Here is an 11,693-nt window from a genome sequence, read left to right on the forward strand (position 1 = left end):
AACCGGGCGCAGCGCTCACCGGCGACCGAAAGCCACTGGACGCTGGCGTTGCGGCCGAAGTCATCGAGTCTCGCGTCACGGACGGGCGGTGGTCGCGAGCGCGTCGAACGCGTCGGCTTCCGGAAGCTGGAGCCACGACTCCGGGCCTGCGTCGATTTCTTCGACCGTCAGCAGACACGCATCGAGTTCGCGACGCAACCGGACGTGATCGATCGACTGCCCGATGAACACGATTTCCTGCCGGCAATCACCGGTCGGCTCTTGCCATTTTTGCAGCACGCCATCGCGACGATAGTCGTCGTGCGGCCAGTCCGCCCGAGAAACGAATCGCCACCATCGCCCCACGTAACCCCACTGGAACGCTCCGCCCGTCTGCACGAGCATGGCGATGTCCGCATATCGGTGCGCAACCCAGACATATCCCTTGCAGCGAAGCAGTCGGCCGTTGGTCCAGGGGCGACGCAGCAACGCGAGCAGGCGCGCCGGATGAAACGGCGCACGTTCGCGATAGGTCCACGATGCGATCCCGTACGCATCCGATTCCGAGGGGCGCTCGTCGACCTGCATGCGTTGCATCCATCCCGGCGATTCGACGAGCGCCGGGAGATCGAAGCGCCGCGTATCCAGGACGTCTGACGGATCGACCTTGCCGTGCTGCATCGGCAGGATTCGCGCAGAGGGATTCAGCGACGCCAGAATGGCGCGCAGCCGGTCGAAACCCGCATGGCCGATCCGGTCGAGTCGGCTCACGAGAATCACGTTCGCGTATTCGACTTGTTCGATCAGCAGGTCCGACAGCTTGCGCGGCGGACCGGAATCGCTGCCGTCCGCAAGCGTGGCGTCGCGCGTGACCGGTTCGGCCGACGCGATCATGTCCTCGAACGTCTCGCCGTTGACCACCGTGACGAGCGTGTCCAGCCGCGCGAGCTCGCTGAGGCTGAAACCGTCGCGGTCGAGAAACGCGAACGTCTCCGCGACCGGCATCGGCTCCGAGATGCCGGTCGACTCGATCAGCAGATAGTCGAAGCGACGCTGCCGCGCCAGCGTGCTGATCTGCTCGAGCAGATCGGCACGCAGCGTGCAGCAGATGCAGCCGTTGCTCATTTCGACCAGTTCGTCCTCGCCGCGATGCAGCTCGACGTTGCGCCGCACATCGTCGGCGTCGACGTTTACTTCGCTCATGTCGTTGACGATCACGGCGACCTTCAGGCCGGCGCGGTTGCGCAGGATGTGGTTCAGCAACGTCGTTTTCCCGGCGCCGAGGAAGCCGGACAGCACGGTGACCGGAATCCTCGGCGGCGCGGCGGCCGGCGCTCGCCGGTGTTCCGGCGTCGTCATGCGTTCTGCCCGGACGCGCGATCCAGGTAGCCTTCGAACAGGTCGACCACGACGTAGCCGTCGTCGGCGGCGTCGCCCCACAGATCCTTCACGCGGAACTCGACATGATAGGTCGGCTGATGCGCGGCGCCGGTGTCGCCGTGGCCGATCGCGTCCGGGAATGGCCACGATTCGGTCGTCCGGTGCAGCACGATGCCTTCCTTGCCGCGAACGTAGCCCGGCGCGCGGATGTGGCCGCTGACGTATTCGTCGCGCACGACGACGCGATCGCCGACCTCGAACCGCGTCGAGTCGGGCGGCGCCGCCCGGCCGCCGGATCGCGGCGGGTTCGCGAGCCGGAAATGCGAACCGAGCGCGCGGTCGAGTTCGTCCTGCGTGAGCACGCCGGTTTCGACGAGCAAGGTTGCGGTCGCGATCACGTAGCGCTCGTAGTAGCGCGTGCCGACGTGCTGGCGCACGTCGATGCGTTCGACTGCGTGACGTACCTCGTCGACGCTGAATTTTTTCAGTTGGTCCACGCCGACGAACATCAGGCTGTACGCGAGATGCTCCCAGTCTTCCTTGAAGACCGGCTTGTAGCCGAAACTGTTGATCGTGTGCGGCACCGGGCCGAAACCCTGGAATCCGCCGAGGTCGTGAAAGCCGTCCATATGAGGTGATCTCCGAGATGAAGGTCGAGAGCGAAACGGGGGGCGCGTCAGTGCGCGCGCGGCAGCGCAACGCCGATCAGCACGTCCTTCGTGACGAGCGTGCGCAGTTGTTCCTCGGTCATGTGCTCGCTGCCTGCCGGCCGTACGGGCAGCACGAGATAGCGGCTTTCGGCGGTCGTATCCCAGACCTTCACGACGACGTCGTCGGGCAGGTCGGTGCCGAGTTCCCGCAGCACCGTGCGCCCTTCGCGGACGAGCCGCGCACGATATTCGAAGCCCTTGTACCACTCGGGCGGCAACCCGAGCACCGGCCAGTTCGTGCATGAGCACAGGCTGCAGACGATCACGTTCTTCAGCGTCGGCGTGTCCTCGAGCGCGACGATGTATTCGCCCTGCGGGCCGGTGTAGCCGAACTGCGCACACGCGGCCGTGCCGTCCTTCAGCAGCAGTTCGCGAAATGCCGGGTCGACCCACGCACGCGCGACGATGCGCGCGCCGTTGGCCGGATCCCACGTCGTGGACATCAGCTCGGTCAGGCCTTCGATATAGCCGTCGGGGATCAGGTTCTTTTCTTTCATCACGCGAAACAGCGCCCAGGCACGTTCGCCGGGCGTCGAGGCTGTTTCCGCGGAAGGGGTCGCGCTCATCGTGGGGCTCCTTATGGTGGTTCGGGTTGACCGCCGCCGTGGCGTTGCGGCTGCCGTGGCGGGGTGCAAAGGCGTGGTGTCGGCCACGCTCGACGAGCAGGGTAAGAAGAGAAAAAGCGCGGTTCTTTGCCGGCACGGATCGGAAACTATGCTGAGACGGCCCCGCGCGCGCGGCAGGGGCCGGCGCGCATCGGATGCACGGCGATTCGCGGCATCGACGGGGCGCCCGGCTCGCGACGGCGGTCGCCCGCGCACGTTTTGCGACCGCCGTATGGCACTGGCAGCACAGGTCCGCCACAGCCAATTTCTTGTTCCGCCGGAAAACAGAAATGCGGATTTTGCCTTTCTATTCTCACCCTCAAGCGACGGCCGTTCGATGTCGCGAATCGCCGGCACTCCCGCGAGTACCGGCGGAACAACAGTCAGCCAGCACCCCGCGATTTGATCGTCCGGAAACGGTTCCCGTTCGTCGTACGTCGAGCGTGGCGGTGTCTGAGCATCCAGGTGAGGAGCATGATGGACAACGGCAACAGAATGAAACTGAAGCGAATCGCGCGCTGGATCGGCTTGTCGCTGATGGTCGTCGCATCGCATTACGCGGGCGCGGTCGAGGTCGATCCCGGCGACTACGAGCAGTATCCGGTAGGCGCGACGATCGGCGTGCTGTACTACAACTATTCGGCGACGAACGCGTACTATGCGAACGGCCACCGGACGTCGGATTTCGACCTGCAGTCCAATGTCGGCATCGCCCGTCTGCTGCATGTGTTCCAGCTCACCGACAGGCTCACGATCGATCCGCAGGTGTTGCTGCCGTTCGGTCACGTCAGCAGCTTCGGCAACGCCGGAACGCTTGGCAGTACGAACGGTGTCGGCGACGTGATCCTGACCGCGCCGTTGAAATTCCGCCTGAACGACGCGAAGGACGTCGTCGCCGCGACGGTCTACGTTTACGCGCCCACGGGGAGTTACGACCAGAACCGCGGTCTCAATCTCGGCGCCAACCGCTGGTCGCTCGATTTCCAGGCGGCCTACATCAAGCACTTTTCGCCGCAGTGGGCGCTCGATCTCGTCGGCGACGCGATCTGGTACGGCAACAACACGTCATACGGCGCGAGCGGCACGACGCTGCATCAGCGGATGAGCTACAGCGCACAGGCGATGGTGCGTTACATGCCCGATCCGGGCACGTCGCTCGGGATCGGCGTCACCCAGCTCTGGGGCGGTGAAACGAGCGTCGGCGGCGCGGACAACAACGACGCGCTTCGCACGACGCGCATGCGGATCACCGCGGCGAAATTCGTGACGAAGGCCGATCAGGTGCAAATCCAGCTCGGCACCGACCTGAGCGTGCGCAACGGCCCGAAGAACAGCCTGCTCGCCGGCCTGCGTTACGCGCACATCTTCTGACGACCCGCCTGCGCCGGGATACGCCCGGCGCAGGCCGCTCCTTGTCCCCCACGTCGAAACCTCGACATCCGATTCCCTTTCCAGAGAGGTCACGCATGGAATCCGCCATCGACAAACACCTGATCTGCCCGCGGACGCTGTCGCGCCGCGTCGCCGACGATTACCAGCCGCCGTTCCCGATGTACGTCGCCCGGGCCGCCGAAGACTTGAGCCAGGTCGTGATGGGCTATTTCGGCGTGCAATATCGCGGCGCCGACAAGCGCGCCACGGCACTGGCCGCGTTGCGCCGGATCGTCGCCGATTTCGGTGCGCAGGACGGGCCGAACAACTTCGATCTGACGCAACACACCGACGACCAGGGCTACGAGAACCTGATTGCCGTCGGCTACTGGCGCGATCCGGCCGCGTATGCGCGCTGGATCGCGTCGCCGGCACTCGTCGAATGGTGGGCCTCCGACGCGCGCCTCGCGGACGGGATCGGCTACTTCCGGGAAATCGTCGCGCCGCGCGCCGAGCAGTTCGAGACGCTTTACGCATTCACGAGCGATTTCCCGGGCGTCGGCGCGATCATGGACGGCGTCAGCGGCGAGATCGAGGAGCACGGCTACTGGGGATCGATGCGCGACCGGTTCCCGATCTCGCAGACGGACTGGATGCGCGCGGACGGCGAGCTGCGCATCGTCGAGGGCGATCCGGCCCGAGGTGGCCGCGTGGTCGTACTGGCCCACGACAACATCGCGCTGATTCGATCCGGTCAGGACTGGCGTGCGGCCGAGCACGACGAGCGCCGACTGTATCTCGAGGAGATCGAGCCGACGCTGCGCAGCGGAATGGAATTCCTGCGCGACAACGGCACGGACGTCGGCTGCTACAGCAATCGCTACGTGCGCTCGATCGATCTCGACGGCAACGTGCTCGACGAGAGCTACAACATCGGCCACTGGCGCTCGCTCGACCGCCTCGAGCGCTGGGCCGAATCCCATCCGACGCACCTGCGGATCTTCGTCACGTTCTTCCGCGTCGTCACCGGGCTGTCGAAACTGCGGCTGTATCACGAGGTTTCCGTCTTCGACGCCAGGCATCAGGTCTACGAATACGTGAACTGCCATCCGCGCACGGGGCTCATGCGCGACGCCGTCGCCATCGCCCGCTGAATCCCGCCGGCACCGCCGGGGGCCGGCGGTGCCGCTTACCGAACTGGAGAACGTCGATGGCCATCAAACGCCCGACCCGCGAACAACTGTCCGACATTGCAGCCGGTTTCGGCTTTCATGTCGATTCCCGCCAACTCGCCGAATACGACGAGGCGCTGCAGGCGAACTTCGACGCGTACGACGCGATCGACGCGCTGCCCGACTATCTGCCCGTCGTCGCGTATCCGCGCACGCCCGGCTACCGCCCGGAAGGCGACGAGAACCGGTACGGCGCCTGGGCGCGCAAGAGCACGATCCACGGCGCCGCCGACGGCAAGCTGCGCGGCAAGACGGTGGCCGTGAAAGACAACATCTGCGTCGCCGGCGTGCCGATGCGCAATGGCTCGAGCACGTTCGAGGGCTACGTGCCCGATATCGATGCGACCGTCGTCACGCGCGTGCTCGACGCCGGCGGCACGATCGCCGGCAAGGCGACCTGCGAGTACTACTGTTTTTCCGGCGGCTCGCACACGAGCGCGTCGGGGCCCGTGCACAATCCGCGCAAGGCCGGGCACTCGTCCGGCGGCTCGTCGTCCGGCAGCGGCGCGCTGGTCGCGAGCGGCGAGGTCGACATGGCGCTCGGCGGCGACCAGGGCGGTTCGGTCAGGATCCCGTCCGCCTATTGCGGCGTCTACGGGATGAAGCCGACGCACGGGCTCGTGCCCTACACCGGCGCGATGCCGATCGAGGCGACCGTCGATCATCTGGGGCCGATGACGAGCACCGTGCTCGACAACGCGCTGCTGCTTGATGTCATCGCGGGCGACGACGGGCTTGATCCGCGCCAGCGGGCGTTGCCGCCGCGCACCGACTATCTCGGAGGGATCCGCGACGGCATCGCAGGCCTGCGGATCGGCATTCTGCGCGAGGCGTTCGGGCTCGCGAATTCGGAGAAAGTGGTCGACGAGGCCGTGCTGGTCGCCGCGCACCGGTTGCGCAAGCTGGGCGCGAGCGTCGAAGAGGTGTCGGTGCCGCTGCATGCGGCCGGCACCGCGATCTGGCTGCCGATCGCGGCCGAGGGGGCGACGCAGCAGATGATGAAGGGCAACAGTCACGGTTTCAACTGGGGCGGCCTGTACGTGACCGGCATGATCGATCATCACGCGGGCTGGCGCGAGCGCGCCGACGAGTTGCCGGATACCGTGAAGGTGACGATGCTGCTCGGCGAATATTTCACGAGCCGGTATCGCGGGCGCTACTACGCGAAGTGCCAGAACCTCGCGCGGCGCTTGCGATCGGCTTACGACGCGGCGCTGCAGTCGTACGACATATTGGTGATGCCGACCGTTCCGATGCGCGCGTCGAAACTGCCGGAGCCCGGTTGCGCGATGTCCGAGTCGCTGACGCGGGCGTTCGAGATGCTCGCGAATACCGCGCCGTTCGACGTGTCCGGGCATCCGGCCATGTCGCTGCCGTGCGGGATGGCCGACGAACTGCCGATCGGGCTGCAACTGGTCGGGCGCCGCTTCGACGAGGCGACGCTCTACCGCTGCGCCTATGCGTATGAGCAGTCTTCCGACTGGCGGCAGACGACATTCGCATGACATGTCCGGAGCGGTAGCGCATCGCCGCCGCGCCGCGTGCCGGTCCGACCGGCAACGCGGCGTACACGGCGATCGATTGGACAATGCGCTTTTGAACGGGCACGCTACCGGCTGCGTGTTTGCTAACCCATGTGGGGCACGACCATGACGATGCGTCCTATCGCGCGCGCCGCAAGCGGCGACGCGCCCGGCCCGGCGTCCGACAGCCCGCCGGATGAGCGGACGAATTCGGCCATCGAGGTGGCGACCGAAGGCTCGCTCAGCCAGCGTATCGAATTCTGGCGCGAGACGATTCTGCGCCTGTTCGCGGACGTGCAGATCGCGGCCGTGCAGAAAGACGATTTCTTCGGCCAGGTGCGACAGCGCAAATGCGAAAAGATGCGAATCTCGGAAATCCACGCGAGCGAGCAGGCCGTGATCCGGCGGTATCGGCAGGCGCGCAGCGAGTATGAGGACAAGTATTTCGGCGTGTTGATGCTCGAGGGCAGCCAATCGGTCGAGCAGGACGGCAAGATCGTCACGCTGCACCCCGGGGATTTCGCGATCTACGACGCGACACGGCCGCACCACCTGCAGTTCGGCCAGTCGTGGCGCGAGATCGTCGTCAGCATTCCCCGCACGACGCTGAACCAGCTCGTCGTCGGGATGGAACACCGCACGGCCAGCCCGACGCAAACCGGCGAGGGCGTCGGCAGCGTCATGCGCGCGTTTCTCGAGCAGATGTCGTCGCAGATCGGTAGCGTGACCGAGGACGAGATGCGGCAGTTGTCGGATACCGCGATCTCGCTGATCGCGATGACGCTCGGGGGCATGCAGCGCAACGACCTCGCGCAGTCGAGGATGAAGGCGTTGACGCTGACGCGTGTGAAGCGGCATCTGCTCGAGCACCTGCACGACCCGGAGCTGAACCCGCTGATGATCGAGCGGTCGATCGGGATTTCGTCGCGGTACATCAACAAGCTGTTCGAGGCCGAGAACACGTCGCTGATGCGTTACGTATGGAACCTGCGGCTCGAACGGTGCGCGCAGGATCTCGTGAATCCGCAATGCGCGGTGCTGCGCGTGTCCGACATCGCGTTGCGCTGGGGATTCAACGACATGTCGCATTTCAGTCGCGTGTTTCGCGAGCGGTTCGCGATGTCGCCGCGGGCGTGGCGCGAGCAGGGCAGCAAGCCACGCGCGTGACGCGTCCCGGGCGCGTCCGTGGCGGGCACGCGGCGATCGGAAGCGGCTGGACTTCGACAGGCGCGGCCGCCGTCAATGCATCGCGCGCGGCGCGTGCGCAGGCCGCAGCGCGTGCGGGTCGCCGGCGTCGGCCGCGCGCAGCGGGCCGCTGCTTCCCGGTTGCGTCGACACCGAGAAGCCGAACGTGTTGACGCCGCCCGCGCATGCGACGAACACGCTGCCGCCGTGCATCTCCGCGACGGCCTTGACGATCGACAGCCCGAGCCCGTGATTCTCCTTGCTGTTCGCGCGCGCTTCCTCGAGCCGGTAGAAGCGCTCGAATACGTGCGCGCGCTGCACCGGGTCGATCGGCTCGCCGGGGTTGGCGACCGACACGTCGACGAGCGTATCGCGCGGCGTGATCGTCACGTTCAGCGTCGCGCCAGGCGCCGAATGCTGGATCGCGTTGATCAGCAGGTTGGTCATCGCGCGGCGGAACAGCGACGGGTCGACGGCCGCGCGCGCATCGCCGTGCAGTTCGGCGCGCAACTGCGCTTCGTCGAGCGGAATCTCGAGGAAGTCGAGCATGCGGCGCACTTCGTCGGCGAGCGACACGTGCTTCAGGTCGGTCGCGCGTTCGCCGCGATCGCTGCGCGACAGGAACAGCATGTCGTTGATGATCACGCGCAACCGTTCGAATTCCTCGAGGTTCGACTGCAGCGTCTGGCGCATCCGGTCGACCGAGCGGTCGCGGCTCGTCAGCGCGACCTGGGTCTGTCCGATCAGGATGCTGATCGGCGTGCGCAGCTCGTGCGCGACGTCCGCATTGAACGCCTCGAGCCGCGCGTAGGTCTGCTGGATGCGTTCGAGCGCGCCGTTGAACGACGCGGCGAGATCGCGCAGCTCGGTCGGCAGCGCGTCGGTGTGCAGCCGCTGGCGGCGGTCGGTGGCGCCGATGGCCGCGGCGTCCTGCGACATCCGTTCGAGCGGCGCGAGCCCGAAGCGTGCGACCGCGCGGCTCAGCAGCAGCGTGATGACGGTGGCGATCGCGATCAGCGCAGCGAGTGTCCACGCGAAACGACGCAGCATGCGCTGCGTGCGCTCGCACGACGACGCGACGATCAGCTTCAGGTCGGGGCGCTCGCCGCTGCCTGCGATCGGGACGGTCTTCGTCATCACGTCGTAGCTGCTGTGGTTCAGCGCGTACTGCTGGAACGCGCCGAACGGTTCGCCGACGGGCACGCCGTCGACCGGACGGCCGAAGCGGAAGTCGGCGTCGGGGCTGTCGACCTGGTAGCGCGTCGACCCGTCGGGCGGTTCGAGGTCGGCGAGCTTTTCCTGCATCAGGCGGCCGCGCGCGGCCGTGGTCGCGTGCGACACGATCATCTGCGCGACCTTCGCGCGCGTGTCGATCGTCGCACGCAGTTCGGCGAGCAGCTGGCGCTCCATCATCACGAACAGCCCGCAGCCGACCAGCGTGAACACGAGCAGCGACACGATGCCGAACATCGCCGACAGGCGCAGGGTGATCGAGCGTTTCATGCGTGCCGCTCCGCGTCGCCGTCCTCGCGCGCCTCGAGCACGTAGCCCATGCCGCGGATCGTATGCAGCAGCTTCTCCGCGAACGGGCCGTCGAGTTTCGCGCGCAGGCGCTTGATCGCCGTCTCGACGACGTTCGCGTTGCTGTCGAAGTTCACGTCCCACACGAGTTCGGCAATCGTCGTTTTCGACAGCACCTCGCCGCTGCGCCGCGCGAGCACGCCGAGCAGCTGGAATTCCTGCGCGGTCAGGTCGAGGCGTGTGCCGTCGCGGGTCGCGCGCCGGCCGATCAGGTCGACGCGCAGGTCGCCGATCGAGATCAGCGTCGATTCCTGCACGCGCGCGCGGCGCGTCAGCGCGCGCAGCCGCTCGATCAGCTCGAGGAACGAGAAGGGCTTGGTCAGGTAGTCGTCGGCGCCGCCGCGCAAGCCCCGCACGCGATCGTCGACGCGGTCGCGCGCGGTCAGCATGATCACGGGCGTCTGCTTCTGCGCGCGCAACGCGCGCAGCACGCCGAAGCCGTCGAGCTTCGGCAGCATCACGTCGAGCACGACCACGTCGTAGTCGAATTCGACGGCCTTCCACGCGCCGTCTTCGCCGTCGAGCGCGGTGTCGACGACCCAGCCTTCCTCGCTCAGGCCGCTCTTCAGGTATTCGACGACTTTCGGTTCGTCTTCGACGATCAGGACTTTCATGGGTGGGTCCGCGTAACCGGGTTAGGGAGTGACGCTCGTGGCGGGTTGCGGGCCGGCCGCCGCGACGTCGGTCGGCGTGGCGCCGTCCCAGCCGCCGCCGAGCGCCTTCGCAAGAAACACCACGAGCGCCGCGCGCTGGCCCTGGATCTGCACGGCCTGGCGCTCGCTCGTCAGCAACTGCTGCTGGGCCGTCAGCACGTCGATGAACGGCGTCAGGCCGCCCGCATAGCGGTCCTGCGCGAGCGACACGAGCTTGCGCGCGTCGTCGACGGCCGCCGACGCCTGCTGCGCGGCCTCGGCCAGCACCGACAGGCCCGTCACCGCATTCTGCACCTCCTGGAACGCGGTGAGCACGGTCTGCCGGTAATTGGCCTGCGCGGCGACGTAGCCCGCCTGCGCGAAATCGACGCCGGCCTTCAGCTTGCCGCCTTCGAACAGCGGCTGGCTGACCGACGCGCCGATCGACCACAGCAGCGCCGGCACGGTGAACAGGCCGGAGAAGCGCGTCGCGTCCCAGCCGAGGTCCGGCGACAGCGCGATGCGCGGGAAATACGCGGCGCGCGCGACGCCGATCTGCGCGTTCGCCGCGGCCATCGCGCGCTCGGCCGATGCGACGTCGGGCCGGCGCTGCAGCAGGTCGCTCGGCATCCCGGTCGGCAGCGCGGGCGCGTTGATCGGCGCCACGCGCAGCGGCAGCGAGAACGCGGGGGCCGGCGTGCCGACCAGCGTCGCGATCGCCGTCTCGACCTGAGCGCGCTGCTGGATCAGCAACTGCGCCTGCGTGCGCGTCGCGTCGAGTTGCGCGCGCTGCTGCAGCAGGTCGAGGCCGGACACCGCGCCGAGGTCGTGGCGCGCGCTCACGTAGTCGAGCGCCTTTTGCTGCAGGTCGATCGAACGCCTGACGACGTCGATCTCGGTGTCGAGTTCGCGCAGCGCGAAGTAGCTCGATGCGAGATCGGCGCTCAGCACCAGGCGCGCGTTCGCGAAATCGTCGCGCGCCTGCTCGGAGCTGGCCTGCGCGGATTCGACGCTGCGCCGCACGCGGCCGAACAGGTCGAGTTCGTAGCTGACGCTCGCGGCGACCTGGATGTCGTTCTGCACGGTCGACATGCTCTTCGTCGCGTAGTTGGTCTGCGGCCGGTCGGCGGAGATCTTGAAGCGCTGGCCGCTCGCGTTCAGGCCGACGGCCGGATACTGCGCGGACGCGACCGATGCGAGCGTCGCCTTCGCCTGGTCGTAGCGCGCGGCGACGGCCTTCAGGTTCTGGTTGTCGCGCAGCGCGTCGGTTTCGAGCGCGTCGAGCTGCGCGTCGCCGAACGCGGTCCACCACGCCGGGTCGAGCGGCGCACGGGCCGGCGCGGCCGGGTGCCAGTAAGCATCGGCCGGGTCGAGCCGCCACGTGGCGGGCGTCTCGACGGCGGGGCGCCGGTAGTCGGGGCCGACCGTACAGCCGGCGAGCGTCGCGGCCGCGACGACGGCCACGACCGCTGCGGGGGGCAGGCAGGCGCGCAGC

Annotated in this window: 10 protein-coding genes; 4 read left to right on the forward strand and 6 right to left on the reverse strand. The window is 67.5% G+C overall.

Annotation, left to right across the window (positions count from 1 at the left end; genetic code table 11):
* Positions 1-75: 75 nt before the first annotated feature.
* Genes DIE16_RS00905 through nthA form a run of 3 tightly spaced genes read right to left on the reverse strand, consistent with a single transcriptional unit; the run spans position 76 to position 2,635 of the window.
* Positions 76-1,338, reverse strand: a complete 1,263-nt coding sequence (locus tag DIE16_RS00905; RefSeq protein WP_124570035.1) for a GTP-binding protein — start codon at positions 1,336-1,338, stop codon at positions 76-78.
* Positions 1,335-1,988 (reverse strand): nitrile hydratase subunit beta, encoded by a 654-nt coding sequence (nthB, locus tag DIE16_RS00910; protein ID WP_124891632.1) that lies wholly within the window; start codon positions 1,986-1,988, stop codon positions 1,335-1,337. Before nthB ends, DIE16_RS00905 begins: the two co-directional genes overlap by 4 nt.
* Before the next feature lie 47 nt (positions 1,989-2,035).
* Positions 2,036-2,635, reverse strand: coding sequence for a nitrile hydratase subunit alpha (gene nthA / locus DIE16_RS00915; RefSeq protein WP_124891633.1), 600 nt, complete (start codon positions 2,633-2,635; stop codon positions 2,036-2,038).
* Between the two features lie 513 nt (positions 2,636-3,148).
* Between nthA and DIE16_RS00920 the strand changes: the two genes are divergently transcribed.
* From DIE16_RS00920 to DIE16_RS00935, 4 genes are all read left to right on the forward strand, one after another.
* On the forward strand, positions 3,149-4,045 hold the full coding sequence (locus DIE16_RS00920) for a transporter (RefSeq protein ID WP_124519644.1): 897 nt from the start codon (positions 3,149-3,151) through the stop codon (positions 4,043-4,045).
* A gap of 95 nt (positions 4,046-4,140) precedes the next feature.
* Positions 4,141-5,199 (forward strand): phenylacetaldoxime dehydratase family protein, encoded by a 1,059-nt coding sequence (locus DIE16_RS00925; protein WP_124519525.1) that lies wholly within the window; start codon positions 4,141-4,143, stop codon positions 5,197-5,199.
* A gap of 56 nt (positions 5,200-5,255) precedes the next feature.
* Entirely contained in the window at positions 5,256-6,782 is a 1,527-nt protein-coding gene (locus DIE16_RS00930) for an amidase (RefSeq protein WP_124891634.1), read from the forward strand.
* Between the two features lie 144 nt (positions 6,783-6,926).
* Positions 6,927-7,967: a helix-turn-helix domain-containing protein gene (locus tag DIE16_RS00935; RefSeq protein ID WP_044843148.1), complete on the forward strand. Its 1,041-nt coding sequence runs from the start codon at positions 6,927-6,929 to the stop codon at positions 7,965-7,967.
* Between the two features lie 72 nt (positions 7,968-8,039).
* On the opposite strand, the gene DIE16_RS00940 is transcribed toward DIE16_RS00935, so the two are convergent.
* The 3 genes from DIE16_RS00940 to DIE16_RS00950 are packed head-to-tail and all read right to left on the reverse strand — an operon-like array spanning position 8,040 to position 11,692.
* Positions 8,040-9,488: a heavy metal sensor histidine kinase gene (locus DIE16_RS00940; protein ID WP_124519639.1), complete on the reverse strand. Its 1,449-nt coding sequence runs from the start codon at positions 9,486-9,488 to the stop codon at positions 8,040-8,042.
* The gene (locus DIE16_RS00945) at positions 9,485-10,180 is read right to left on the reverse strand and encodes a heavy metal response regulator transcription factor (protein ID WP_044843022.1); all 696 of its coding nucleotides are present in this window, start codon (positions 10,178-10,180) and stop codon (positions 9,485-9,487) included. The genes DIE16_RS00940 and DIE16_RS00945 overlap by 4 nt, the downstream gene beginning before the upstream one ends.
* A gap of 21 nt (positions 10,181-10,201) precedes the next feature.
* Positions 10,202-11,692 (reverse strand): efflux transporter outer membrane subunit, encoded by a 1,491-nt coding sequence (locus DIE16_RS00950; protein WP_124891644.1) that lies wholly within the window; start codon positions 11,690-11,692, stop codon positions 10,202-10,204.
* Position 11,693 lies beyond the last annotated feature (1 nt).

Origin of the sequence: Burkholderia sp. Bp9090, assembly GCF_003857985.1 — a bacterium.
Taxonomy (GTDB): Bacteria; Pseudomonadota; Gammaproteobacteria; order Burkholderiales; family Burkholderiaceae; genus Burkholderia.

What these genes read in the sequence shown, in the direction of transcription:
- DIE16_RS00940 (WP_124519639.1), bottom strand. Translation starts at nt 9,488, where the DNA reads ATGAAACGCTCGATCACCCTGCGCCTGTCGGCGATGTTCGGCATCGTG.
- nthB (WP_124891632.1), bottom strand. Translation starts at nt 1,988, where the DNA reads ATGGACGGCTTTCACGACCTCGGCGGATTCCAGGGTTTCGGCCCGGTG.
- DIE16_RS00945 (WP_044843022.1), bottom strand. Translation starts at nt 10,180, where the DNA reads ATGAAAGTCCTGATCGTCGAAGACGAACCGAAAGTCGTCGAATACCTG.
- DIE16_RS00925 (WP_124519525.1), top strand. Translation starts at nt 4,141, where the DNA reads ATGGAATCCGCCATCGACAAACACCTGATCTGCCCGCGGACGCTGTCG.
- DIE16_RS00930 (WP_124891634.1), top strand. Translation starts at nt 5,256, where the DNA reads ATGGCCATCAAACGCCCGACCCGCGAACAACTGTCCGACATTGCAGCC.
- DIE16_RS00920 (WP_124519644.1), top strand. Translation starts at nt 3,149, where the DNA reads ATGATGGACAACGGCAACAGAATGAAACTGAAGCGAATCGCGCGCTGG.
- DIE16_RS00935 (WP_044843148.1), top strand. Translation starts at nt 6,927, where the DNA reads ATGACGATGCGTCCTATCGCGCGCGCCGCAAGCGGCGACGCGCCCGGC.
- nthA (WP_124891633.1), bottom strand. Translation starts at nt 2,635, where the DNA reads ATGAGCGCGACCCCTTCCGCGGAAACAGCCTCGACGCCCGGCGAACGT.
- DIE16_RS00905 (WP_124570035.1), bottom strand. Translation starts at nt 1,338, where the DNA reads ATGACGACGCCGGAACACCGGCGAGCGCCGGCCGCCGCGCCGCCGAGG.